The organism is Pandoraea commovens, from assembly GCF_902459615.1.
In the GTDB taxonomy this organism is placed as follows: domain Bacteria; phylum Pseudomonadota; class Gammaproteobacteria; order Burkholderiales; family Burkholderiaceae; genus Pandoraea; species Pandoraea commovens.
Genome location: NZ_CABPSA010000004.1, coordinates 405,604 through 430,104 on the forward strand (window position 1 = coordinate 405,604; position 24,501 = coordinate 430,104).

The following is a 24,501-nucleotide window of genomic DNA, read 5'->3' on the forward strand; positions in this document are numbered from 1 at the left end:
TGGCGGTGGAGGCGGTTCGCAGGTTCGTTTTTTCTACCGCACGGCGCGCAGCCCGCCTCGCGATATCGCTCTCGTCTCACACGGGGATATCGTCGCAGCGTCCAGCGCTGTTGCCGCCCGGTCAAGCGCATATCTATGGATTCACTCCGTGTCTACAACTCGCTCGCGCGAGATAAACAGTCGTTCGCACCCCTCGTTCCCGGCGAAGTTCGCATGTATGTCTGTGGGATGACGGTGTACGACTACTGTCACATTGGTCATGCGCGCGTGATGGTGGTGTTCGACATGGTGCAGCGCTGGTTGCGCACGCTCGGCTATCGTGTGACGTACGTGCGCAACATCACGGATATCGACGACAAGATCATCAAGCGCGCGGTCGAGAACGGCGAGACGATGCGTGAGCTGACCACGCGCTTCATTGCTGCGATGCACGAAGACGCCGATGCGCTCGGCGTTCAGCGTCCCGACCATGAGCCGCGTGCTACCGACTTCATTCCGCAGATGGTCGACATGATCGGCACGTTGCAACGCAACGGCTACGCCTATCAGGCCGAAGATGGCGACGTGAACTATGCCGTGCGCAAGTTCGCGACGTACGGCCACCTGTCGGGCAAGTCCATCGAGGACCTGCGCGCGGGTGAGCGCGTGGCGGCCAATACGGCGAAGCAGGATCCGCTCGACTTCGTGTTGTGGAAGCGCGCAAAGGACACCGAGCCGGAAGAGTCGAAGTGGGCGTCGCCGTGGGGCGCTGGCCGTCCGGGCTGGCACATCGAGTGCTCGGCCATGAGCTGCCAGTTGCTCGGCAACCATTTCGACATTCACGGTGGCGGCGCGGATCTGCAATTCCCGCATCACGAGAACGAGATTGCGCAGAGCGAAGGGGCGACGGGCGAGACGTTCGTCAATTACTGGATGCACAACGGCTTCGTGCGCGTGGACAACGAGAAGATGTCCAAGTCGCTCGGCAACTTCTTCACCATTCGTGAAGTGCTGGCGAAGTTCGACGCGGAAGTTGTGCGTTTCTTCATCCTGCGCGCCCAGTATCGCAGCCCGCTCAACTACAGCGATGCCCATCTGGATGACGCGCGCGGCGGTCTGACGCGTCTGTACACGGCGCTCAAGGATGCGGCGAGCGACGGTGCACCGCTGGACTGGAACGAGCCGTTCGCGCAGCGATTTGCCGCCGCGATGAACGACGACTTCAACACGCCGGTTGCCATTGCGGTGTTGTTCGAACTGGCAGGCGAAATCAACAAGCAGCGCAATCCTGTGCTGGTGCGTCAGTTGCAGGGGCTGGCGGCGACGCTGGGCCTGCTCGGCCGCGATCCGCAGTCGTTCCTGCAAGGGGCGACGGGCGGCGATGAGGCGGGCGATGGCGACGCGGTGCGTGCGTCGGTCGAGGCGCGTATCGAAGCGCGTGCTCAGGCCAAGCGTGATCGTAATTTTGCGGAAGCCGATCGTATTCGTGCCGAGTTGCTGGCCGAGGGGATCGTGCTGGAAGACCGTCCCGGAGGCGCCACCGAATGGCGTCGTGCCTGAGCGCGACGCATCGAGGCAAAACACTCATGGTGACTCGTAAATCCGTAGCCGCGAAGGTCGCAACCGGGACCCCGGCGGCCAAGCGTTCGGCAAAAGGTTCGACGACGGCGAAGCCGGTGTCGGCACCGGTCGACGGCGCGCGTCGCAGTCCGCTGAAGTCGACCGGTTCGAGCGCGTCGACAGCGACGCGAACGGCGGCCGTCAAGGTGACAACCAAGCCGACCGGCAAGACCGCGGCGGGCAAGACCGCAAAGGCGCCTGCGAAGTCGTCCGGCGTGGGCGCAGCCCGCAAGGCGTCGGTGTCGAAGGCCGGGAAGGTCGAGAAGGTCGAGAAGGTCGTCGCAAAGAAGGCCGCTTCGAAGGCGCCTGTGAAGACGCCGCGCAAGACCGCCGCGAAGCCGAACGCAAAGCCGGACGCGTCCAGCGCGGCCACCACGCGGCGCGTTATCGCCAAGCGCGACGGCGAGACGCGCATCGTCACGCCGGAGATCGAACGTCTCGAACATGAGGTGGTCGAGCAGGCGGTGACGGGCGTTGTGCCCTTGCCGGTTGCGCCGGGCGCCACGCGTCCCGACTTCTGGGATCAGGCGTGTGCCGATCTCATGAAACGCGATCGGATTCTCAAGAAGCTGATTCCCCAGTTTGGCCCGGCGCATCTGACCGGACGCGGCGAGCCGTTCGTCACGCTTGCGCGCTCGATCGTGGGCCAGCAGATTTCCGTGAAGGCGGCGCAGGCTGTGTGGGATCGCGTCGTGGCGATCTGCCCGAAGCTTTCGCCGTCGCAGTTCATCAAGGCAGGGCACGATGCGCTCGCCGGGTGTGGGCTGTCGCGTCGCAAGGCCGAGTACATTCTCGATCTGGCGACACATTTCAAGTCCGGCGTGCTGCACGTGGATGCGTGGGCGAGCATGGACGACGAGGCAGTCATTGCCGAGCTGACCGGTATCCGAGGCATCGGCCGGTGGACGGCGGAAATGTTCCTGATGTTCAACCTGCTGCGTCCCGACGTTCTGCCGCTCGACGATGTCGGGCTGATCAACGCCATCAGCGTCAACTATTTCAGCGGCGAGCCTGTCACGCGAAGCGAAGCACGCGAAGTCGCGGCCAATTGGGAGCCCTGGCGCTCCGTCGCCACGTGGTACATGTGGCGGAGTCTCGAACCTGTGCCGGTCGAATATTGATCGTACTGATCGATTGCGATCATTTACGGTTTCTATAGACGCGAGGACGTATAATCCGCGTCCATTCCGTCTCATCCAGTCATTTTTGACGGCTATTGCGGATCGATAGGCGATGAAAGTTGTCTATCTCATCCGGGTAGACGTTACCGGCGGTACAATACGCTGCCGCATTTCCGGGGAAACCTGATGAAGAACACCTTTTTGGATTTTGAACAGCCGATCGCCGAACTCGACGCGAAGATTGAAGAGTTGCGCTTCGTGCAAGACGATTCAGCCGTCGATATTTCCGAAGAGATCGAGCGCCTCTCCAAGAAGAGCCAGCAGCTCACCAAGGACATTTACGCAAACCTGTCGCCCTGGCAGGTTTCGCAGATCGCACGCCATCCGCAGCGTCCTTACACGCTCGATTACATCCGCGACATCTTCACCGACTTTCATGAGCTTCATGGCGACCGTACGTTCTCGGACGATCACGCCATTGTGGGCGGCATGGCACGTTTTAACGGCCAGGCCTGTATGGTCATCGGTCATCAGAAGGGGCGCGACACCAAAGAGCGCGCCATGCGCAACTTCGGTATGCCGCGTCCGGAAGGCTATCGCAAGGCCTTGCGTCTGATGAAGATGGCGGAGAAGTTCGGTCTTCCGCTTTTCACGTTCGTCGACACGCCGGGTGCCTATCCGGGCATCGATGCCGAAGAACGTGGTCAGTCGGAAGCCATCGGTCACAATCTGTACGCGATGACCGAACTCAAAACGCCGATCATCACCACGATCATCGGTGAGGGTGGTTCGGGCGGCGCGTTGGCCGTGGCTGTCGCCGATACCGTCATGATGTTGCAGTTCTCGACGTACTCGGTGATTTCGCCGGAAGGTTGCGCGTCGATTCTGTGGAAGAGCGCAGCGAAGGCCCCTGAGGCGGCCGAGGCGCTGGGCTTGACGGCACATCGTCTGAAGGCGCTTGGTCTGATCGACAAGATCGTCAACGAGCCGCTGGGTGGTGCGCAACGCGATCCGCTCGGTATGGCCGGTATGCTCAAGCGCGCGTTGGCCGACTCGCTGCGTCAGTTCCAGGGCATGAGCCACAAGGAGCTGCTTGAGCGTCGTTTCGAGCGCCTGATGAGCTATGGCAAATTCAAGGAAGCCGGCGCGAAGTAAAGCGCAAGCCGATGCGTCGTCGCCCGTGGTGGCGATGACGTCGAATCCGATGCCTCATCACGAATCCTCTGCTGCCGCGTTCGCATCTGCCCGATGCGACGCGGCAGTTGCACATGTGGACGTCGCTTTACGTCTGGCATTGACGGCGCACGTCCTGCCTCATCGCGATTCCTCCGCATCACGGCCACGTCTCGCAATCGCGCTCAGTGGCGGCCTAGATTCGATGGTGCTGCTCGATGCGTTGGCGCATTGGGTGCAAAAGCGTCGCGAAACCGGGCCGTCGAGTGAGGCGGTCGAGCCAATGCCGCAACCGCTGGCCATCCACATCCATCACGGGCTTTCCGAGCATGCCGACGACTGGCTCGCTGTGTGCGAGCGCGAGGCGCGCCTGCGCGGGTTCGCCTTCGAAGCGCGACGCGTGAGTGTGCCGAGGGATGCGCGACAAGGTATCGAAGGCGCGGCGCGTGCAGCGCGCTACGAAGCGTTGGCGTCGATCTGTCTGGCGAATGACGTCGGCTGGCTGCTGACAGCGCATCATGCCAACGACCAGGCGGAGACCGTGCTATTGCAGATGTTGCGCGGTGCCGGATTGCCGGGTGTGGCCGCGATGGCGTTGGAAGGCGTGTTGCCGGTCGTTGGGCATCGCTCGGATCGTGTGCGGTTGTTGCGACCGTTGCTCGATGTCTCGCGCGAGACGGTGCGTGCTTACGCCAAGGCGCGATCGCTGACGTGGGTCGAAGATCCGTCCAACGAAGACCGCCACTATTTGCGCAATGCGTTGCGTCACGACGTGATGCCTGCGATTGCGTCGCACGTGCCTGCTTATCGCGAGACGTTGGCGCGATTTGCGCGTCATGCTGCGCAAGCGCAGGCATTGCTCGACCAATTGGCGGAGCTCGACTTCGCGAGGGCGCGTGTGCCGACGGTGGGCGACGACGAGCGTTTGCAGCGAACGCAGTTGCAGGGCCTCGATGCTGCGCGTCTGGCGAACCTGCTGCGTTACTGGACGGCACGTCGCGGCCTGGCGATGCCACCGGAAGCGCGTCTTGATGAGTGGGTGCGTCAGATTCGCGATGCGCAGGCTGAGGCGTCGCTTGAATTGCCGCATGGCGAAGCGGTGCTGCGGTTGTATCGCGACGAATTGCAGTGGACTGCGATCTACGAGATGGCGAATCCGGACGATGTAGTGTCCGACGTCATGCTGCGCTGGGCGGGCGAGCGAGCATGGCATTTGCCGCAGTGGAAGGGCAGCATCGTTTTCACGCCGCTGGGCGACGATGAAGAGACGGCGGGAAGCATCGACGAGCGGGTACTGCGCGCATCGGCGTTGGTGGCAAAGGCGAGGGTGGGTGGCGAGCGCTGGCGCGAGCATGCGCAGGGGCATTCGCGGTCGTTGAAGCATTGGTATCAGAGTCGAGGTATTGCGGCGTGGTTGAGAAACGTGCCGATTGTGTGGCAGGCGGGCGCGATCGTCTTCGTCCCGAGACTTGGCGTCGACGGCGCAGCGCAGCGGGAAGAGGGTGGTGCGCGATGGGTGATGGCGTGGCGCGACGAGGCGTGAAGAGGGATTCGGAAATTTGAGTGGCGGGGATTGGTGGCGCCCTGGCGTAGCGACTTTCAGTGGAGCCTAGCCGGGTGCTGCCAATCCCCGCGGCCCGGAAGATTGAGAGGGCTGAGCGGGAATTGACCGGAGCGACCAACCTGCGTGTTCCAATTTTCAGTGGAGCCTAGCCGGGTGCTGCCAATCCCCGCGGCTCGGAAGATTGAGAGGGCTGAGCGGGAATTAGCCAGAGCGACAAACCTGGGATGTTCCTCGGCTCAAGGAAATTGAGCGGAGCCTGAGGAGCAACGAGGCACCGCCGACTAAAACTTCCGTGAAATTCAGCATAACCTGCTGCCAGATGCGGCTTCGTGGGTTCATCGCAGCGCAATGTGCGTCAAACCGACGCCAACGCGATACATTCGTGCGATAATCAAAAGTTCCGCGAATCGAAACGTCACCGATACCCATGAAGGGGTATCCGCGCAGGATTCATAAACGGTTTTAAATCAATGTGTTAGCAATGTTATGGCTCTGATCGTACACAAATACGGCGGCACGTCGATGGGCTCGGTGGAGCGCATCAAGAATGTCGCCAAGCGCGTGGCCAAATGGCATAAGGCCGGTCACAAGATGGTGGTGGTGCCGTCGGCGATGTCCGGCGAGACCAATCGTCTGCTGGGCCTGGCCAAAGAGATTTCGGCCAATCCGGATCCGCGCGAACTCGACGCTATTGCCGCCACGGGCGAGCAAGTGAGCGTTGGCCTGCTGGCAATGGCCCTCAAAGAGGCTGGCGTCGATGCCGTGAGCTACGCCGGCTGGCAAGTACCGATCAAGACCGACAGCGCTTTCACCAAAGCTCGCATTTCGGAAATCGACGACAAGCGCGTCATGGCCGATCTCAATGCCGGCCGCGTGGTCGTCATCACCGGTTTCCAGGGGATCGATCCGAACGGCAACGTGACCACGCTCGGTCGCGGTGGCTCGGACACCTCGGCGGTGGCGGTCGCGGCCGCCCTCAAGGCCGACGAGTGCCTGATCTACACCGACGTCGATGGCGTGTACACGACGGACCCGCGTGTGGTCGACGAGGCCCGCCGCCTCGACAAGGTGACCTTCGAAGAGATGCTGGAAATGGCCAGCCTCGGTTCCAAGGTGCTGCAGATCCGCTCGGTGGAATTCGCCGGCAAGTACCAAGTCAAGACTCGCGTGTTGTCGAGCCTGACTGATCCGATGATCGCGCTCGACGAAGAAGCGCGCTCGGGCACGCTGATTACTTTTGAGGAAGACGAACAAATGGAAAAGGCCATCATCTCGGGTATCGCATTCCAGCGCGACGAGGCCAAGATCACCGTGCGTGGCGTGCCGGATCGCCCGGGCATTGCGTACCAGATTCTCGGCCCGATCGCCGACGCGAACATCGATGTCGACATGATCATCCAGAACCTGAGCGTCGAGGGTAAGACCGACTTCACGTTCACCGTACCGCGCGGCGACTACCAGCGCGCCATGACGCTGCTGCAAAGCGACGTGCAGGGTCACATCGGCGCTGCCGAAGTCATCGGCGACCCGAAGGTGTCGAAGGTGTCGATCGTCGGTGTGGGCATGCGCTCGCACGTGGGTATCGCCAGCAAGGCGTTCCGCACGCTGTCGGAAGAGGGCATCAACATTCAGCTGATCTCCACGTCCGAAATCAAGATCTCGGTGCTGATCGACGAGAAGTACATGGAGCTCGCTGTGCGCGCGCTGCACAAGGCCTTCGAACTCGATCAGGCCTAATCGATCGAAGCGATCGTCATTGATCGCACGCCGTCACTTCGGACGGCAAAAAGACGTGTGAGCGTGATGCATGCGGCGCGCAACGGGATTTTCGGGCAGCGATGCGGGAAAATTCCCGTGTACGTGTCGGGTGCATGACAGGTACGCAAAAAAAGTTGGGTTTCGATGCGGATAATGTTTGACGGCATCGAGAACAGCCGGTAGTATCACGGTCTCGTCGCATCACCTCCCTGGTGCGACGACAAGTTTGGGAGACGTGGCCGAGAGGTCGAAGGCACTCCCCTGCTAAGGGAGCATCTGGGCCAAAACCTGGATCGAGGGTTCGAATCCCTCCGTCTCCGCCAAGTCGCCTTGGCGGAACACCCCCGGCTCTTCGCGGAGAGCCGGGGGTTTTTTCTTTCCCGAGTTCGCGCGTTGGCGATACCTCGCGCGTCGATATCCTCTCTTCTTCGAGCGAGAACAACCATGTCGACTGTCACTACCGATTCCGGCCTGCAATACGAAGACCTGCAAGTGGGCGATGGCGCTGAAGCCACCCCGGGCAAGACCGTGACCGTTCATTACACGGGCTGGCTGACCGACGGCAAGAAATTCGATTCCAGCAAAGACCGTAACGATCCGTTCGCCTTCGTGCTTGGCGGCGGCATGGTCATTCGTGGCTGGGACGAAGGCGTTGCCGGCATGAAGGTTGGCGGCAAGCGCAAACTCATTATTCCGGCCGAACTTGGCTACGGTGCACGCGGTGCAGGCGGCGTGATTCCGCCGAACGCCACCCTGGTCTTCGAGGTTGATCTGTTGGACGTCTGAAGCATCGAAACGCCGCCCGAACCACACTGAGGCGGCACAGTCGAAGCAACAGACACCCCCGGTGCCTCGCAGGCACCGGGGGTGTTGTCTTTTGGAGTTCATACATGTGTGCCGACGTCACGAGCGTGGGTTGCACAAAGGAGCCTTTACGAGGTGTCTCACTCTGTAAGTCCGCTTTCCCCCAGGTCCCCCGTCTCGCGATTCTGGTTCCCCTTCTCGCTGGTGCTCTTCGAGTTCGCGGTCTACATCTCGAACGACATGATCATGCCCGGCATGCCGCTCGTCACGCGCGAGTTCGGCGCGTCTGCGGAAATGACCACGCTGGCGCTGACCGCCGCCATGCTCGGCAACGCGAGTCTGCAATGGTTGCTCGGCCCGCTTGCCGACCGCTTCGGTCGCCGTCGTGTGCTGCTCTCCGGCCTCGTCATGTTCATCGTCGCGTGTCTCGCGGTGCACTACGTGCAGACCATGCCGCAGTTCATTGCACTACGCTTTCTGCAAGGCATGGGCTGCTGCTTCGTGCTGACGGTGGGGTACCCGACGGTGCATGAGGCGTTCGAGGAGAAGACGGCCGTGCGTGTGATGGCGCTCATGGCGAACGTGTCGTTGCTCTCGCCGCTGTTCGGACCACTCGCCGGTGCTGCCGTCGTGTCGTTCTGGCCGTGGCGCAGCATCTTCTGGCTGATTGCCATCGTCGCGGTGTTCTCGTTCGTCGGGTTGTATCGCACGATGCCGGAGCTGTCGCGTCACGATCGCAATGCGCTGAACGTCAAGCAACTCTGGGCTGGCTACAAGCTGCCGCTTTCCAGTGGACGATTCTGGCGCGGCGCGGTGCTCACGGGGCTCGCTGTGACGCCATTGCTCACGTGGATCGCACTGGGGCCGGTGTTCCTGATCGAGCGCGCCGGGTTGTCGCAGATGCAGTACGCCATGCTGCAAGTGCCGGTGTTCGCGGCACTGATTCTCGGCAACGTGCTGCTCGCGCGTCAGGTGGGGCGCTGGTCGAACGGGCGTCTGCTGGCGACCGGAGTGGCAGCCATGCTGATCGGCGCGGCGGTGTCGCTCGTCGGTACCGCCATCCTCGCGCCGGGCTATCCGGCGTTGCTCATCGGCACGACGCTGCATGCGTTCGGTATGGGCATGTGCTACGGCGTGGTGTATCGCCAGTCGCTGTTCGCCGTCGACAGTCCCAACCGGGCGACGGTCGCAGGCATGCTCAGCATGATCACCATCGTCGTGGCCGTGGCCGTGATCGAGGCGATGAAGTTCGCTTACCTGCATTTCGGCGATGCCGCGCTTGGCATCGGTGCGATGCTGGCGGCGGCGCTTGTTGCAGTGCTCGCGGCGAATTTCGTTCCGCCGCCTGCGCAGGACACGCTCGCGCAATCGAGTCGGTCGCCGTGAGCGATTCGGAAGGCCGGGGTGGTCGCCGCGACTTATCTCTTTTCCCGCAATAATTCCGCATTCGTGCGGTTTGCGGCAAAAGACGTCGAAATCGATGGCGCTTCGGCCTGTCCGATCGAGTGCAGATTCCTGAATTCAGCGAATCACCTAAAAGCCCGTCATTCCATGGAGTTCAGAAAACCATTCGACTAACCTCCACATGAACGTTGCGAACTTAATAGATACGTAGTTCGAGTGGATGCGGGGAGTGTTAATGGCGAAGCAGCCATTGGTTATTTCTTAACGCTTGCAAAGGATGGGTGTCGAAAGGTTGCGTTGGCAGACGGGTGCAAACAGAAATAGAACGGACCAAATAAGCAGAATTCTTGCGCGCGGATTCCTTCTCAGTCGGGAAGTGCCCATATTCAGTCATGGCGCTATTGGAACGCGCGGAATGGTACGACATTGCCCGGTCTACCAATTGGACTTCGACGTATGTAGAAGAGTCGGAACTGTTCCCGGATCTGATGACGGGCAGTATGGGTATTGCGGTCGAAAGCTGGGAAGCGTTCGACGAACCGTACAAGATTAGCTATCCAGAGTACGTGCGTGTTCAACGTGACAAGGACGCTGGCGTTTATTCTGTCAAGGCGGCACTCGAGCGCAGTCAACTGTACGAGAACGCGGACCCGGGGTGGTTGTCGGTTCTCAAGCTTCACTACAGCACTTTGGCGCTGGTCGAATACGTTGGTATGCATGCACAAGCGCGCATGGTGCGATTCGGCCGCGCGCCGGGCATGCGGAACATGGCGACCTTCGGCATGCTCGACGAGAGCCGGCATACGCAAATTCAATTGTATTTCGCCCATGAATACTGTACGAAAGACCGACAGTTCGATTGGACGCACAAGCTTCTCCACACCAATTCGTTAGCCAGTGTCGCGACGCGTTCTAGCGCCGATGACGTGGCCCATTCGCGTAGCGCGGCCGAAATCGCAGTGATGCTGAGCTTTGGGCTCGAAACGAGCTTCACCAATATGCAGTTCCTCGGCCTGGCCTCCGATGCTGCCGAGGTCGGGGATTTTACCTTCTCCAGCCTGATATCCAGCATTCAGACCGACGAAGCCCGTCATGCCCAGATCGGCGGCTCGGTGCTGAAAATCATGATCGACAACGGCCGCGTGGCGCAGGCACAAAAGCTCGTCGATATCGCCATCGCACGCTCCTGGTACGTCTTCTGTGTGCCTGCCGGTACGGCGATGGATTATGGGATGCCCCTGGATCGCAGAAAGCAGTCATTCCGGGAGTTCATGCAGGAATGGATTTTCGATCAATTTGAACGTTCGCTGATCGAGATGGGGCTTTCCCGCCCGTGGTACTGGGATCAGATGATCGCCGAGTCGCAGTATCAGCACCATGCCTATCAGCTTGCCGCATGGTTCTGGCGCCCGGCCATGTCGTGGAACCCGGCGGCCGGCGTGACGCATGGGTGTCGCGACTGGCTTGAGGAAAAATACCCGGGATGGAACGACACCTTTGGTAAAGCCTGGGACGTCATCATCGAGAATCTGCTAGCGGGAAAGCATGAACTGACATTGCCCGAGACGGTTCCGATCATCTGCAACTTGAATCAGTTGCCGATCTGCGCGATCCCTGGCGACGGGTGGAGCGTCAAGGACCATCCTCTGGAATATAACGGCCGCACCTATCACTTCAATTCGGAAATCGAACGGTGGGTGTTTGAGCAGGATCCGAGACGCTACCGTGATCACTTGAGTCTGGCGGACCGCTTGCTCGCAGGCAAGATTGTCCCGCCCGATTTGGCCGGCGCACTCAAATATATGGGCCTGGCTCCCGGCGAAATGGGCGATGACGCGCACGGATACCGCTGGGTTGAAACCTACCGCAATAATCCTTACGAGCGAAAGGCCGCATGAGGCCGGGGCAATGGGAGCGCGCATATGGCCGACTTTCCGATGATTTCAAACTTTCAGTACGACTTTGTGCTGCTGCTGGTCACCGTCGATACCGAAGATACGATGGACGAAGTGGCTGCCAAGGCGGCATTTCATTCCGTCGGTCGGCGCGTCGCGCCTCGGCCGGACAAAGTTGTGAGGGTGCGTCGCCAGGGGGGAGAGTCTTTCTTTCCGCGAGAGGCAAAGTTGATCGAAACGGACATTAAGCCGATGGAGGCGCTTGAATTCATTTTTTGCGATAAGTGAGTGGGCCATGCGAATCCGGAGAGTTTGTTCTCTTGACGAATTCTGGCCAGGCGAGACATCTTTGATGCGAGGCGGAAATGGACAATTCCGAAACCCTGAAGCCATTGAAGACCTGGAGTCATCTGGCGTCGCGGCGGCGCAAACCGAGCGAATACGAAATCGTATCGACCAATCTCACGTATGACGGAGATAATCCGGAAGCCCCGTTCGAGCTTGATCCGAACATGGAGATGTCGCAATGGTTCATGCAATATCGCCATGGCGCAGCGTTGAAGCACCCCGACTGGGAAGCATTTCGGGATCCGGATGAGTTGGTGTATCGCACCTACAATCTGCTCCAGGACGGACAGGAAGCCTATGTATTTGGCCTGCTGGACCAGTTTTCCGCCCGGGGCCACGACGTCATGCTTGAGCGCCACTGGGCCGGTACGCTGGCGCGTCTATACACCCCGGCGCGTTTCTTGTTCCATGCCCTGCAGATGGGATCTGCGTATCTGGCGCAGATGGCGCCAGTCTCGACCATTGTGAATTGCGCGGTCTTTCAGGCCGCCGACTCCCTGCGTTGGTTGACGCATACGGCGTACCGAACCAAGGAGCTTTCCTCCACGTTCAAGGATATGGGGTTCGGTAGCGACGAGCGCCGGTGCTGGGAGCAGGACTCGGCATGGCAGGGCTGGCGCAAGCTTGTCGAGCATGCGCTTGTTGCCTGGGACTGGGGCGAGAGCTTCGTGGCACTGAATTTGGTGGTCAGGCCCGCCGTGGAAGGTGCGGTGTTGCGCGGCCTGGGTCAGGCGGCCAGAAAAAACGGTGATACGTTACTTGGGTTGTTGATCGACTCCCACGTTGCCGACGCTCAACGACATCGACGCTGGGCCGCCAAGTTGGTGGAAATGGCGTTGACACAGGAGGCGAACCGGCCCGTCATTGCGGGCTGGCTGAAAAAGTGGGAGCCTCTGGCCGACGATGCTGTGGCCCGTTATTGTTCGGCGCTGCCCGATGTGCAGGAAGCCGAAGAGGAAACCATCGCGGCAGCACGCGATTTCAGACGTGGCATGGGCTTGTCCTCATGACCTAAGCGCCCCCCTCAGACACACGCGTTCACTTGTTCGGTCCGTGCATTCGAGATCAAGCGAAAAAATGCCAGCGAAGGTAAATCGCTGGTTTTTTTTAGGGTGGTGCATCAACTGTGAGCGCGTTCGTCGCCCACTGTTTCTGCGTGTCCAGCATCAGAGGTCTCTGCGCTGTCGTTCGGCGGGTTGGCTGTCGTCGCGCCCCCGGCCCGTGTCGTTGGTGATCCAGGTGCCGCTGGCGCAGGCGTCGCGTAGTAGTCGCGCTCCCACTTCTCGTGATTGGTCTTGGCCTGCTGCAACTCCGGCGTGAGCGGGGCAAACGACAGCAGCAGCTTGTTGAGCCAAGACACGGGCGTTTTGCAGGGGCGCTCGAAGTCGACGAACAGCACCACGCGCGTCTCGTCGGTGTCGTTGTGCACCTGATGCTCGTAAGCGTCGTCGAAGATCACAGCGCGATTCGCTTGCCAGACATAGCGTTGTCCGTCGACCTCAATCCAACACTTCTCGCGCTCGCGCGGCACTTTCAGTGCCAGATGCAGCCGCAGTACGCCGTTATACGGGCCGCGATGCAGGGGAATCTTCTTGCCCGGCGACAGGATCGAGAAGAAGGCCGTGCGAAGACCCGGAATGCCATCGAGGGCAGCGGCAGTTGCCGGGCAGCGGGCGAGGTTGCGCTCGGCACGCATGCCGTAACCGAGGAAGACGAACGTCTGCCACTGATGGTCTTGCGTGATGGTGGCGACGTCGGGAGAGATCTCGTGGAACGCGGGCAGACGTCCTGGTGTGGCGAGTACGGCTTCGAGTTCGCGGGCGATGGCCGGTGCCTGTGCCTCGATCGCTTCGACCCAGGGGAACTGGGCGTTATCGAAAATGGGCTTGTCGCCAACCAGCGAGTGACGCGCAATGCTGCGTTGCGCCGCTTCCACACACTGAAAGAAAAATTTGGCGAGCCAGCGGGGCAGGGTACGGTTGGGGTTCTGCACGGGCGATCGTGTGGCACTCAACGTCGGCCTCCAGGGCGGAAATGAGGGAACCGGACCGGCGCGCCTGTGTCTTTCAGTGCGGTGAACGCCGGGCTTTTGGGTACAATTGTCGCGCGGTCCGGCCGTGACGCCAAGCCTCATGCGGGAAATGTGCGTGAGGCAGTGGTTACGAGATGTTTCGGGCGGATCGAAGGGGTGGGGCTGGATGCGTCCGGATCCCGGGGCAGGCTGGCGCTGGCCGACCAACACAGGAGACGCATGAACGCGCGCACAACACGGCATCCACACACGACCCGGGGCTCGCTCCGCAGTTTCGTGACCACTCTGGCGTCCTCGATTTTCCCGACGCCGCGCGCCGATCTCGCCGTCTCTTCCGTTCGCGCCGTACGCTTCGGCTTCCGGCGCATTTCCCGAGTACTGACGGTGTCGCGCACCGCGCCCGTTGCTGCGGCACTGGCCGCCGGTCTGCTGGCGACGTCCCCGGCCCACGCGAAATATGCCATCGCCCAGTACGGCGAGCCGAAGTATCCGCAGGGGTTCACGCACTTCGATTACGTCAATCCCGATGCGCCACGCGGCGGCACGTTGACGCTCGCAAACCCCGATCGCCGCACCAGCTTCGATAAATTTAATCCGTTCACGTTGCGAGGCACGTCAGCTCCGGGCGTGTCCGGGCTCATGTTCGAGACGCTCGGCATCGGCAGCGCCGACGAGCCCGCGACCGTCTACGGTCTGCTGGCCGACGACATCGCCGTCGCGCCCGACGGCGCCTCCGTCACGTTCCACCTCAACCCGGCGGCGCGCTTCAACAATGGCGACCCGGTCACGGCGCAGGACGTCAAATATTCCTTCGACACACTGATGAGCCCGCAGTCGGCGCCCGGCTTCAAGGTGATGCTGGCCGATGTGAAGGGCGTGAGTGTGCTCGACAACCGTCGTGTGCGGTTCGATTTCAAGCGCGTGAGCCCCGATCTGCCGCTGCTCGTGGCGTCGGTCCCGGTCTTCTCGCCCAAGTGGAACGTGGGGGCGGACGGCAAGAAGAAGGCGTTCGATGCGCTGACGTTCGAGCGTCCGGTGGCGAGCGGCCCCTATCTGATCGAATCGTACGACGGCGGGCGTCGCATCACCTTCCGGCGCGATCCGAAGTACTGGGGCAACGACCTGCCGGTGCGACGTGGCACGTACAACTTCGAGCGCATCGTCTACAAGCTGTACTCCGATGACATCGTGCGGCTCGAAGGCTTCAAGGCGGGCGAGTTCGACGCGATCACCGAATACCGTGCCCGGAGTTGGGTGCGCAGCTACGTTGGCAAGCGTTTCAAGGATGGTGAGCTGATCAAGCGCGAGTTCTCGCACCACAACGCGGCGGGCATGCAGGGCTTCATTGTGAATACGCGCCGCGACTTGTTCAAAGATGTGCGCGTGCGAAAGGCGCTCGACCTCGCGCTCGACTATCAGTGGTTGAACCGTCAACTGTTCTACAACCAGTATCAGCGCATCTACAGCTACTTCACGAACAGCGACCTCGCCGCGCGCGGCATGCCCAGCGAGGCGGAGTTGAAGCTGCTCGAACCGCTGCGCAAGAAGCTCGACCCGGCGGTGTTCGGGCCGATGGTCGTGCAGCCGACGACGACGCCTCCCGCGAGCCTGCGCGACAACCTGCGCGAGGCGCGTGAACTGCTGGCGCAGGCGGGCTGGACGTACCGCGACGGCGCGCTGCGTAACGCGAAGGGCGAGCCGTTCGTCTTCGAATTTCTCGACGATGGCGGGGCGATGGGGCCGGTGGCATCGGCGTATGCCCGCAATCTTGCGAAGCTCGGCATCACACTGAATTTCCGTCAGAGCGATTTCGCGCTCTATCAAAAGCGCATCGAGACGTTCGACTTCGACATGATCTCGCTGCGCTATCCCGATTCGCAGATTCCCGGCACCGAGTTGCTCGACCGCTTCGGCAGCCAATCGGCGAACGTGGACGGGTCGGATAACGTGATCGGCCTGAAGGATCCGGCGGTCGATTCGCTGCTGGGTAGCCTCGTGCGCGCGCATACCTACGACGATCTCGTCGCCGCTGCGCGCGCGCTCGACCGGGTGCTGATGCACGGTTATTACATCGTGCCGCACTGGTTCTCGTCGACGCATCGCATGGCGTACAAACGCAATCTGCAATTCCCTGAAAAATTGCCGTTGTACTTCACCGCTGAAGGCTGGCTCGTCTCGATGTGGTGGGATGGCGGTGTGAAGGGAGAGAAGGCGACGAAGGGTGAACCGCAAGGCGCGTCCGCCCCGGCAACTTCAGCAGATTCAGCAGCTTCAGCAGCTTCGAAAGGAGTGACCCGCTAATCATGTGGTCCTACATTCTCAAACGACTGCTGATCATGATTCCGACGTTGCTCGGCGTGATTACGCTGACCTTCGCGGTGATTCAATTCGTGCCCGGCGGCCCCGTCGAGCAGGTGATGCTCGAACTCAAGGGGCGCGGCGGTGGCGGTGAGGCCAGTGGCGGTGGAGGCGGCAGCGACTATCGCGGACGTCGTGGTATCGACGCCCAGCAGCTCGCTCAGATCAAGGCACTCTACGGCTTCGACAAAACGCCGATGGAGCGCTACTGGCTCATGCTCAAGCGCTTCGCGCGCTTCGATCTCGGGCAGAGCTATTTCCATCACCAAAGCGTGTGGTCGCTGATCGTCTCGAAGCTACCCGTGTCGATTTCGCTGGGGCTATGGACGTTCTTCCTCACTTACCTGATATCGGTGCCGTTGGGTATCGCCAAGGCGGTGCGCAACGGGTCTCGCTTCGACACGCTCACGAGTCTGGTCGTACTGGTGGGCTACGCCATCCCTGGCTTCGTGCTCGGCGTGTTGCTGCTGGTGTTGTTCGGCGGCGGCACGTTCTGGCAGTTGTTCCCGTTGCGAGAACTCGTCTCGGACAACTGGAGCGATCTGTCGTGGCCAGCGAAGATCGTGGACTATCTGTGGCACATCACGTTGCCGGTGACGGCGTCCGTGGTCGGCAGCTTCGCCGTCATCACCATGCTGACGAAGAACGCCTTTCTCGATGAAATCCGCCGTCAGTACGTGCTCACGGCGCGTGCCAAAGGTTTGTCCGAACGCAAGGTGCTGTTCAAGCACGTGTTTCGCAATGCGCTGATTCCGCTCATCACCGGCTTCCCGGCGGCGTTCATCGGCGCGTTCTTCGCGGGCAGTCTGCTGATCGAAACGTTGTTCTCGCTCGACGGACTCGGCCGTCTGTCGTACGAATCGGTACAGCGCCGCGACTATCCGGTCGTGCTCGGTTCGCTGTATCTGTTCACGCTCATCGGGCTGGTGACCAAGCTCATCTCCGACCTCTGCTACGTGCTGGTCGATCCGCGTATTCAATTCGATCGAGTGGAGCACTGACGTGACCCGATCCGCCACGCCATCGCAACGCCCGACGTCCTATGCCGCATCGCGCTCGCCGCGCTGGCGTGTCTGGCGGCGTTTTCGCAGTCACCGGCTCGGTTACTGGAGCCTCATCGCCTTCGTCGTGCTGTTCGGCATCAGCTTGTTTGCCGAGGTCATCGCCAACGACAAACCGTGGGTCGTGCGGTATGAGGGGCAGTGGTACTTCCCGCTGGTGAAGACGTATCCCGAAGCGACCTTCGGCGGCGATTTCCCGACGCCGACGGACTATCTCGATCCGTTCATCGAAGACCGCATTCGCGCGGGCGATAACTTCGCGATCTATCCGCCGGTGCGCTATAGCTACGACACCATCAACTATTTCTCGAAGGTGCCGAACCCGGCGCCGCCGTCGTCCGAAAACTGGCTGGGGACGGACGACCGTGGTCGCGACGTCTTCGCGCGGCTGCTCTACGGCTTCCGGCTGTCGGTGATCTTCGCGCTGGCGCTCACGGTCTCGGGCACGCTGCTCGGCATGCTCGCCGGTGCGGTGCAGGGTTTTTACGGCGGACGCATCGACCTCACGTTGCAGCGGCTGATCGAAATCTGGGGGTCGTTGCCCGAGCTGTATCTGCTCATCATCTTCGCGTCGATCTTCGAGCCGCATTTGTGGCTGTTGTTCGTGCTGCTGTCGCTGTTCGGCTGGATCGGTCTTTCCGATTATGTGCGGGCCGAATTCCTGCGTAACCGTCAGCTGGATTACGTGCGCGCGGCGCGGGCGATGGGGCTGTCGAACTGGCAGATCATCCGACGTCACGTATTGCCCAACAGCATGACGCCGGTGATCACGTTCCTGCCATTCCGGATGAGCGGGGCGATTCTGGCGCTCACCAGTCTCGACTTCCTCGGGCTCGGCGTGCCACCGCCGACACCGAGCCTTGGCGAACTGCTCAATCAGGGCAAGGCGAACCTCGACGCGTGGTGGATTTCGCTGGCGACGTTCGTCGTGCTCGTGCTCACGTTGTTGTTGCTCACGTTCATGGGAGACGCCTTGCGCAATGCGCTCGACACGCGTGTCGCGGACAAGCAGGCTGCGGCCGGGGGGGCGATGTGAACGCGCCGATCCTCAGTATCGAAAACCTCTCGGTGCGCTTCGGCGATACCGAAGCCGTGAAGGATGTGAGCCTTGCCATCGAGCGCGGCGAGCGGGTCGCGCTCGTCGGTGAATCGGGCTCGGGCAAGAGCGTGACGGCGCTCGCCATTCTGCGTCTGTTGCAGGACGCGCAGATTCAGGGGCGCATTCTGCTCGACGGTGTGGATCTCGCTTCCGTGAGCGAGCGCGAAATGCGCGGGCTGCGCGGCAACGACGTCGCCATGATCTTCCAGGAGCCGATGACGGCGCTCAATCCGCTCTATCCGATCGGTGAGCAGATTGCCGAGGCGCTGGAGCTGCACGAAGGGCTGTCCAAGAAAGACGCCAGGTCGCGCGCCATCGAACTGCTGCGCCGCACGGGCATTCCCGAGCCGGAGCGGCGCGTGTCGCATTTCCCGCATGAGCTGTCGGGCGGTCAGCGTCAGCGCGCCATGATTGCCATGGCGCTTGCCTGCCGTCCCAAGTTGTTGTTGGCGGATGAGCCGACCACGGCACTCGACGTCACCATCCGCGCGCAGATCATCGAATTGCTGCTGGAATTGCAGCGCGATGCCGCCGAGAAGCGCGGTATGGCGGTGCTGCTCATCACGCACGATCTGAATCTGGTGCGACGTTTCGCGCAGCGCGTGGCGGTCATGGAGAAGGGCGTGCTGGTCGAGTGCGCCGACACCGAGACGCTGTTCACGAATCCGCAGCACCCGTACACGCGCAAGCTCATCGACAGCCGTCCGCAGCGGGAGATTCATCCGGTGCTGCCGATTGCGCCAGTGTTGCTCGAAGGGCGAGGCGTGACTGTGGACTATGCGACGGCGCAGCCGGGCGTGCGCGGCTGGTTCCAGCGCGGTCGGTTCCGGGCCGTGCATCCGGTCGATTTGTCACTGCGTCAGGGCGAGACGCTCGGGGTGGTCGGTGAGTCGGGCTCGGGCAAGACGACGTTGGCGATGGCCATGCTCGGTCTTCAGCACACGAGCGCGGGGCAGATCGAGTTCCAGGGAGAACCTCTGGCGTCGTATCGCGGCAGGAAGCAGCGCACTTTGCGCTCACGCATGCAGATCGTGTTTCAGGACCCATTCGGCTCGCTGTCGCCGCGTATGACGATCGAGGAAATCGTGGGCGAGGGTTTGGCGTTACATCGCCCGCAGATGAGCGAAGACGAGCGGCGGACCAAGGTGGCAGAAACGCTGCGCGAGGTCGGCATCGACGCGCGCGCCATGTCGCGTTACCCGCATGAGTTTTCCGGTGGTCAACGGCAACGGATTGCCATTGCCCGGGCGCTCATCGTCGATCCTCAGATTCTGGTGCTCGATGAGCCGACGAGTGCGCTCGACGTGTCGATTCAGCAGCAAGTGCTCCATCTGCTGGCCCAATTGCAGATCAAGTACAACCTGAGTTACCTCTTCATCAGCCACGATCTGGCGGTCATGCGAGCGATGGCGCACCGGGTTCTGGTGTTCAAAGACGGGCATCTGGTGGAGCAGGGCGATACGGAATCGGTATTTTTTGATCCGCAAAACGCCTACACCCGGGAGCTGGTCGCGGCGGCCATGCTGTAGGTCCGTGACATTGCCGTGAAACGTCACACAACGTCGTAGAACATCGGCTAAATCGCAAACGATTGATTGTTAATGAAAATTTCCTGATTGCGCTGATTGTTTTTTTCTATTACCTTTTGACATCATGTGACGTTCACATTACTATCGCGTACCAATTAAGTTGATTATTCAACGAGTTAACCGGTCTCGTCAGAGGTCGGTTCAGACAACAAGTTCGGCGGTGGGTCAGCCGGGCGTGACTCGAAGGTTTTCAACACAGCAGCATCCTGTTGCAACTGACGAGCTACTCATCGGCCATCCGACTCAACCAACCCGGCGACCAATGCAGACGAAACCTCCGCGCACCCGCAAGACACTCCTTCTCGCGTTCACTGCCGCTGGCCTCGTCACCGCCTCGTTGACGGCGAAGGCTGACGACTACAACAATGGCCCGACCGCCGCAGCCCGCGCTGCCGCAGCGGCTATTCAGGCCAGCAACGCTTCCCCGAACACCGCAAACGTCACCACCGTGTCCACCGACGCCGCCCAGCCGGTCGTCGAAGAGTCGCGTGTGCAACGTGCGCAGAAGCTGTTGTCGAATGTGACGGACAAGGCGTCGGACGTCGTACTTGGCGCGCTGAATTACATCGGCGTTCGTTACAAATACGGTGGCAACACGCCGGACAGCGGCCTGGATTGCAGCGGCTTCGTGCGCTATGTGTTCCAGGACACGCTCAATTTCATGCTGCCGCGCCGCTCGGAAGAAATGAGCCAGGTGGGCGAGCGCATTGCCAAGACCGATCTGAAGCCGGGCGATCTGGTGTTCTTCAACACCATGCGTCGCAGCTTCTCCCACGTCGGTATCTATATTGGTGGCGACAAGTTCGTGCACGCCCCGGCAACGGGAGGCAAGATCCGCGTGGAAGACTTGCGCGAATCGTACTGGTCGGCTCGCTACAATGGCGCTCGCCGTGTCGAGACGCTCAAGGCCAGCGCCGAACTCACGCGCGTCGAGCAGCTCTTCAAGAACGACCACCCGATGTAAGTCGTCGATCCCCGCGAACAGTGCGGGGTTCGATGCAAGAAAAAATGCCGCCCATTGGGCGGCATTTTTGTTTGAGGCGGGCGGCGCAGCGGAGCACTGGCTTAGCGTGAGGCCTGCGGCATGCCTTTGGGCGCTTCCGACTGGGCATCGGCCAGTTTGCGCTGGATCTCCGGCCACATCTTGGCGACGGCTTCCTCGCCCGCCAGAATCGCGCGGTTGCGCCCCTGGAAGTCCGAGGCCCCCATCTTCGCCAGCGACGGACGAATCACGACGTCCGCATTCTTCTCTAGCTCGTACTGCTTGATCGACTGACCCATGATCGTGAACGTTTGCATCAGGATGTCGAACTGACCTTGCGTGGCCTGTGCCGTCGGATTGGCCGAGATGTCGACGGCAATGACAAAGTCCGCCCCCATCTGACGCGCATACTCCGCCGGTACCGGTGCGACCAGGCCGCCGTCGACATAATCGCGATTGCCGATATGCACCGGCTCGAACACGCCCGGCACGCTGCTCGACGCGCGCACGGCCTGCCCGGTGTTGCCACGACGGAACAGAATCGGTGCGCCGCTCTGCAAATCGGTGGCGACGATGCCCAACTGACGCGGCATCTGTTCGATCGTGCGGTCCTTGAGCACCTTGTTGACGTACGATTGGAGCGCCTCGCCGCGCAACATGCCGCGCGAGCGGAACGGCATCGTCCAGTCGCTGATCGAGGCTTCGTCCATCGTCGATGCCAGACGGTTCAGCTGGAAGCCGTTCAGGCCCGAGGCGTACATCGCCCCCACGACGCTCCCGGCACTGGTGCCGACCACAATGTCGGCATGGATCCCGCGGGCTTCGAGTGCCTTGATGACGCCAACGTGCGCAAAGCCGCGTGCGGCACCGCCGCCGAGGGCCAGACCGATCTTTAACGGGCGGATGATCTTGGGCGGGGCGATGGGCGTGGCCGGGACCGTTTGTGACTGAGCGGTCGGCGGGACCGTCGTCGGAACCGAGGCCGACGGGCCTTGCGAATTCATCGGAGGTGCGCTGGCGCACCCGGCGATCAGGGCGGCCACGGCAAGCGCGGCGAACGAGGTGCGTGCGCGACGCAGATTTGGGATCAACGACAACAAGGGGAAACTCCGGCAGGGCAGGACAGACGCGCGCGGCACCTTGAATCGTTGTGATGGGGTGGCCGGTGCGTCGACGCGCAATTTTACGGCGATTGGAGCGTCGAGGACACTCATCAGTTCACTTTTCGAGGGTGTCATCAATGGAAGGTGACCTGATGTGGAACCTTTGGCACAGCACTTCGTCTTATTTGCCGTTACTCGAGAGGTTTCGCTTCGCTCCTCGTCGCCGTTCGGCATCTTTCCTCCCTCCTGCGATTTTCCCGTCTCCGATAGTGAATATATGAATTAATGCAAATGGGAATCATTTGCGTTGATAATGATTTTTCATTATCCTGTTCCTCTCTGTAAAACCATGACTGCGAGGGGAATAGCCCATGAAGGCGAAGACGATCGGCAAACTGGCGCGACTGACGGTGCTCGGCACTGCAATGGCTGCGGCATTCGGCGCGCAAGCGGACACCAATGGCGTGCTGAACCTGTACTCGGCGCGTCACTATCAGACCGACGAGCAGCTTTATGGCACGTTCACCAAGCAGACCGGCATCAAGATCAATCGCATCGAAGCGGACGACGCGGCGCTGCTGGAGCGTCTGAAGAGCGAAGGGGCGAAGAGCCCGGCGGACGTCATTCTCATGGTCGACGCGGCGCGTCTGGCGAAGGCGGACGAAGCCGGTCTGTTCCAGCCGACCAAGTCGGCCACGCTCGACACGCGTATTCCGGCCAAGCTGCACGCTGCGAGTTCGAAGGCAGGCACCGACTGGTACGGTTTCTCGACGCGTGCGCGCGTGATCGTCTACAACAAGGACAAGGTCGATCCGAAGACGGTACAGACGTATGCATCGCTGGCCGATCCGTCGCACAAGGGACAGGTCTGCACGCGCTCGGGATCGCATCCGTACATGCTCTCGCTGGTGGGGGCACTGGTCGCACGCGAAGGCGCTCAGGCCACGCAGAAGTGGGCTGAGAGCATGGTAGCGAACTTTGCTCGCGCGCCGCGCGGTGGCGACACCGATCAGATCAAGGCCGTGGCGACGGGCGAGTGCGGCGTAGCACTCGCCAACTCCTATTACTACGTGCGCATGGCGCGCTCGGACAAGCCTGAAGACAAGGCGCTCATGTCGAAGGTCGGTTTCATCTGGCCGGATCAGGCGGGCAAGGGCACGCACGTGAACGTAGCGGGGGCGGGCGTTGCCAAGCACGCGCCGAATCACGCGAATGCGGTCAAGTTCCTCGAATATCTGGCGAGCGACGAAGCGCAGCAATACTTCGCCAACGGCAACAACGAGTGGCCGGCCGTGCCGACGACGAAGGTCGACAATGCGGCGCTCGTCGCCCTCGGCGAGTTCAAGGCGGAAGACGTGCCCATCGGCACGATTGCCAGGAATCTGCCGGAAGCACAGCGCATTCTGGATCGCGCTGGCTATAAATGATGAAGTGATGGGAGGAGCGTCGTGAAGTCATGACGTCCTGAAAAAAACGGGCGCCGGAGAGATTCCGGTGCCCGTTTTCGTTTGGGGTGTTGCTCGCTCATGACGTCGATCGAGCGATGCCCGACGACGTCATATCGGCTCACTCTTCCAGCAAGTCACCTTCCTCGCCCGGTTGATACATGTGGTAATCGCCGGTGGCGTAGACACCCTTGTAAGCCGTCGACGATGCGGCTTCGGCATCTTCGTCGTCATGGGTCTCGATTGGATGCGTTTCCGCAATGCGAAGCGACTCGCGGACCTGCGGCGGCTCGCATTCGGCGATCAGACGCAGCGCCTCGGCTTCGTCGTCCGCCACGACGTCGTAGGTGGTCACGAACTCAGGGGCGGGGCCATCCGGATCTTCGTCTTCCAGCGGCTCGTACCATTGACCTTCCACGATCAGATGCATCGCGCGGGCAGTGTCGGACTGTTCGTCGCGGGCGGCGCGCAGGGCCCACAGGGCGGCGTCGCTCCACTTGTAGAGTTGCACGGCTTCCAGCGCGGTCGCGAGCGCCTTGTCGTGGTCGCCGGACTGCTTGTAAGCGTGCGAGAGCTCGGCCAGCACGTCGGCCATCGAGACATTGCTGCCTTCTTCGTCGTGCTCCTGCGTGTGCAGTGCTTCGTACGTGGCGATGGCCGCCTTCGGCTCGCCCTGTGCGTTGAACAGGTGCATGCGAAGCGCGATGGCGTTTTCGATGAAGGCGCGTCCGGTCTGGGCGAGATACGGGCTTTCGAGCGTGCGGTCGAGGCGCGTCTGTGCGGCCGCGAAATCGCCCTGGCGGGTGAGGGCGTTGGCGTGATTGAAGTCGACGATGACGAGGTCTTCGTCCGGTGCGCAATTGCCTGCGGCCTCGTAGGCTTCGATGGCGGCGGGGAAGCGTCCGAGATCGGAGCGATAGTTGCCGAGCAACTGCCAGAGCAGCCAGACGCCGGGCGCGTGGGCGACACCGGCTTCGAGTACCGTCACTGCCTGTTCCATTTCGTCCATGTCGGCGTAGGCCATCGCCTGCACCTCATAGGCGCCCGAGTACTGCATCGACTCAAGCCGTTTGCCGATCTCCAGGGCCGTTTCGGGATCGCCGGCTTCCAGGTGGGCGAAGGCTTCCGCCATCAATTCGTCTTTCTCGGACATTGCAATTTCTCCT

Annotated in this window: 19 protein-coding genes and 1 tRNA gene; 17 read left to right on the forward strand and 3 right to left on the reverse strand. The window is 61.4% G+C overall.

Translation table 11 applies throughout. From position 1 onward, the window contains the following. Positions 1-135: 135 nt before the first annotated feature. From cysS to PCO31010_RS14705, 11 genes are all read left to right on the forward strand, one after another. Entirely contained in the window at positions 136-1,539 is a 1,404-nt protein-coding gene (gene cysS, locus PCO31010_RS14655; protein WP_150664899.1) for a cysteine--tRNA ligase, read from the forward strand. Between the two features lie 26 nt (positions 1,540-1,565). Then, on the forward strand, positions 1,566-2,720 hold the full coding sequence (locus tag PCO31010_RS14660) for an endonuclease III domain-containing protein (RefSeq protein WP_150664900.1): 1,155 nt from the start codon (positions 1,566-1,568) through the stop codon (positions 2,718-2,720). A 186-nt stretch (positions 2,721-2,906) separates the two neighbouring features. Further along, positions 2,907-3,875, forward strand: coding sequence for an acetyl-CoA carboxylase carboxyltransferase subunit alpha (locus PCO31010_RS14665; protein ID WP_150664901.1), 969 nt, complete (start codon positions 2,907-2,909; stop codon positions 3,873-3,875). 49 nt (positions 3,876-3,924) lie between these two features. Then, positions 3,925-5,436, forward strand: a complete 1,512-nt coding sequence (gene tilS / locus PCO31010_RS14670; RefSeq protein WP_281357739.1) for a tRNA lysidine(34) synthetase TilS — start codon at positions 3,925-3,927, stop codon at positions 5,434-5,436. A 507-nt stretch (positions 5,437-5,943) separates the two neighbouring features. Next, positions 5,944-7,194 carry an aspartate kinase gene (locus PCO31010_RS14675; RefSeq protein ID WP_039399126.1) on the forward strand — a complete coding sequence of 417 codons (1,251 nt, stop codon included), beginning with the start codon at positions 5,944-5,946 and terminating at the stop codon, positions 7,192-7,194. Between the two features lie 250 nt (positions 7,195-7,444). After that, positions 7,445-7,538, forward strand: a tRNA-Ser gene (locus tag PCO31010_RS14680). 121 nt (positions 7,539-7,659) lie between these two features. Next, positions 7,660-8,001 (forward strand): FKBP-type peptidyl-prolyl cis-trans isomerase, encoded by a 342-nt coding sequence (locus PCO31010_RS14685; RefSeq protein ID WP_039399124.1) that lies wholly within the window; start codon positions 7,660-7,662, stop codon positions 7,999-8,001. 153 nt (positions 8,002-8,154) lie between these two features. Beyond that, entirely contained in the window at positions 8,155-9,405 is a 1,251-nt protein-coding gene (locus PCO31010_RS14690) for an MFS transporter (protein ID WP_150664903.1), read from the forward strand. A 410-nt stretch (positions 9,406-9,815) separates the two neighbouring features. Then, complete coding sequence (locus PCO31010_RS14695; RefSeq protein ID WP_150664904.1) at positions 9,816-11,321, forward strand: ferritin family protein; 1,506 nt, start codon at positions 9,816-9,818, stop codon at positions 11,319-11,321. Between the two features lie 24 nt (positions 11,322-11,345). After that, a complete protein-coding gene (locus tag PCO31010_RS14700; RefSeq protein WP_150664905.1) occupies positions 11,346-11,606 on the forward strand; it encodes a toluene-4-monooxygenase system B family protein in 261 nt (86 codons plus the stop codon). A 77-nt stretch (positions 11,607-11,683) separates the two neighbouring features. Beyond that, on the forward strand, positions 11,684-12,676 hold the full coding sequence (locus PCO31010_RS14705) for an aromatic/alkene monooxygenase hydroxylase subunit beta (protein ID WP_150664906.1): 993 nt from the start codon (positions 11,684-11,686) through the stop codon (positions 12,674-12,676). Positions 12,677-12,786: 110 nt separating this feature from the next. Here the strand turns inward: PCO31010_RS14705 and PCO31010_RS14710 are convergent, their stop codons facing one another. Continuing rightward, positions 12,787-13,680, reverse strand: coding sequence for an aspartyl/asparaginyl beta-hydroxylase domain-containing protein (locus PCO31010_RS14710; protein ID WP_246184612.1), 894 nt, complete (start codon positions 13,678-13,680; stop codon positions 12,787-12,789). A 294-nt stretch (positions 13,681-13,974) separates the two neighbouring features. Between PCO31010_RS14710 and PCO31010_RS14715 the strand changes: the two genes are divergently transcribed. The 5 genes from PCO31010_RS14715 to PCO31010_RS14735 all read left to right on the forward strand — a co-directional run bounded on the left by PCO31010_RS14715 (position 13,975) and on the right by PCO31010_RS14735 (position 20,769). After that, on the forward strand, positions 13,975-15,999 hold the full coding sequence (locus tag PCO31010_RS14715) for an extracellular solute-binding protein (protein WP_425495019.1): 2,025 nt from the start codon (positions 13,975-13,977) through the stop codon (positions 15,997-15,999). 2 nt (positions 16,000-16,001) lie between these two features. Continuing rightward, complete coding sequence (locus PCO31010_RS14720) at positions 16,002-17,057, forward strand: microcin C ABC transporter permease YejB (protein WP_150664907.1); 1,056 nt, start codon at positions 16,002-16,004, stop codon at positions 17,055-17,057. 1 nt (position 17,058) lies between these two features. Then, on the forward strand, positions 17,059-18,153 hold the full coding sequence (locus tag PCO31010_RS14725; protein WP_150664908.1) for an ABC transporter permease: 1,095 nt from the start codon (positions 17,059-17,061) through the stop codon (positions 18,151-18,153). Next, entirely contained in the window at positions 18,150-19,745 is a 1,596-nt protein-coding gene (locus tag PCO31010_RS14730; protein ID WP_150664909.1) for an ABC transporter ATP-binding protein, read from the forward strand. Before PCO31010_RS14725 ends, PCO31010_RS14730 begins: the two co-directional genes overlap by 4 nt. Before the next feature lie 322 nt (positions 19,746-20,067). After that, positions 20,068-20,769 (forward strand): C40 family peptidase, encoded by a 702-nt coding sequence (locus tag PCO31010_RS14735; protein ID WP_150664910.1) that lies wholly within the window; start codon positions 20,068-20,070, stop codon positions 20,767-20,769. A 101-nt stretch (positions 20,770-20,870) separates the two neighbouring features. Here PCO31010_RS14735 and PCO31010_RS14740 read toward each other — a convergent pair whose 3' ends face one another. Beyond that, positions 20,871-22,025, reverse strand: coding sequence for a patatin-like phospholipase family protein (locus PCO31010_RS14740; RefSeq protein WP_373275373.1), 1,155 nt, complete (start codon positions 22,023-22,025; stop codon positions 20,871-20,873). A gap of 236 nt (positions 22,026-22,261) precedes the next feature. On the opposite strand from PCO31010_RS14740, the gene PCO31010_RS14745 reads away from it, so the two are divergent. Beyond that, a complete protein-coding gene (locus PCO31010_RS14745) occupies positions 22,262-23,317 on the forward strand; it encodes an extracellular solute-binding protein (RefSeq protein WP_150664911.1) in 1,056 nt (351 codons plus the stop codon). 139 nt (positions 23,318-23,456) lie between these two features. Here PCO31010_RS14745 and PCO31010_RS14750 read toward each other — a convergent pair whose 3' ends face one another. Beyond that, positions 23,457-24,488: a tetratricopeptide repeat protein gene (locus tag PCO31010_RS14750; protein WP_174984751.1), complete on the reverse strand. Its 1,032-nt coding sequence runs from the start codon at positions 24,486-24,488 to the stop codon at positions 23,457-23,459. Positions 24,489-24,501 lie beyond the last annotated feature (13 nt).

Excerpts from the sequence above, each read along its gene's own strand:
- PCO31010_RS14740 (WP_373275373.1), bottom strand. The coding sequence starts at position 22,025 with ATGACACCCTCGAAAAGTGAACTGATGAGTGTCCTCGACGCTCCAATC.
- PCO31010_RS14750 (WP_174984751.1), bottom strand. The coding sequence starts at position 24,488 with ATGTCCGAGAAAGACGAATTGATGGCGGAAGCCTTCGCCCACCTGGAA.
- PCO31010_RS14695 (WP_150664904.1), top strand. The coding sequence starts at position 9,816 with ATGGCGCTATTGGAACGCGCGGAATGGTACGACATTGCCCGGTCTACC.
- PCO31010_RS14685 (WP_039399124.1), top strand. The coding sequence starts at position 7,660 with ATGTCGACTGTCACTACCGATTCCGGCCTGCAATACGAAGACCTGCAA.
- cysS (WP_150664899.1), top strand. The coding sequence starts at position 136 with ATGGATTCACTCCGTGTCTACAACTCGCTCGCGCGAGATAAACAGTCG.
- PCO31010_RS14735 (WP_150664910.1), top strand. The coding sequence starts at position 20,068 with ATGCAGACGAAACCTCCGCGCACCCGCAAGACACTCCTTCTCGCGTTC.
- PCO31010_RS14675 (WP_039399126.1), top strand. The coding sequence starts at position 5,944 with ATGGCTCTGATCGTACACAAATACGGCGGCACGTCGATGGGCTCGGTG.
- PCO31010_RS14700 (WP_150664905.1), top strand. The coding sequence starts at position 11,346 with ATGGCCGACTTTCCGATGATTTCAAACTTTCAGTACGACTTTGTGCTG.
- PCO31010_RS14660 (WP_150664900.1), top strand. The coding sequence starts at position 1,566 with ATGGTGACTCGTAAATCCGTAGCCGCGAAGGTCGCAACCGGGACCCCG.
- PCO31010_RS14665 (WP_150664901.1), top strand. The coding sequence starts at position 2,907 with ATGAAGAACACCTTTTTGGATTTTGAACAGCCGATCGCCGAACTCGAC.
- tilS (WP_281357739.1), top strand. The coding sequence starts at position 3,925 with ATGCCTCATCACGAATCCTCTGCTGCCGCGTTCGCATCTGCCCGATGC.
- PCO31010_RS14720 (WP_150664907.1), top strand. The coding sequence starts at position 16,002 with ATGTGGTCCTACATTCTCAAACGACTGCTGATCATGATTCCGACGTTG.
- PCO31010_RS14705 (WP_150664906.1), top strand. The coding sequence starts at position 11,684 with ATGGACAATTCCGAAACCCTGAAGCCATTGAAGACCTGGAGTCATCTG.
- PCO31010_RS14745 (WP_150664911.1), top strand. The coding sequence starts at position 22,262 with ATGAAGGCGAAGACGATCGGCAAACTGGCGCGACTGACGGTGCTCGGC.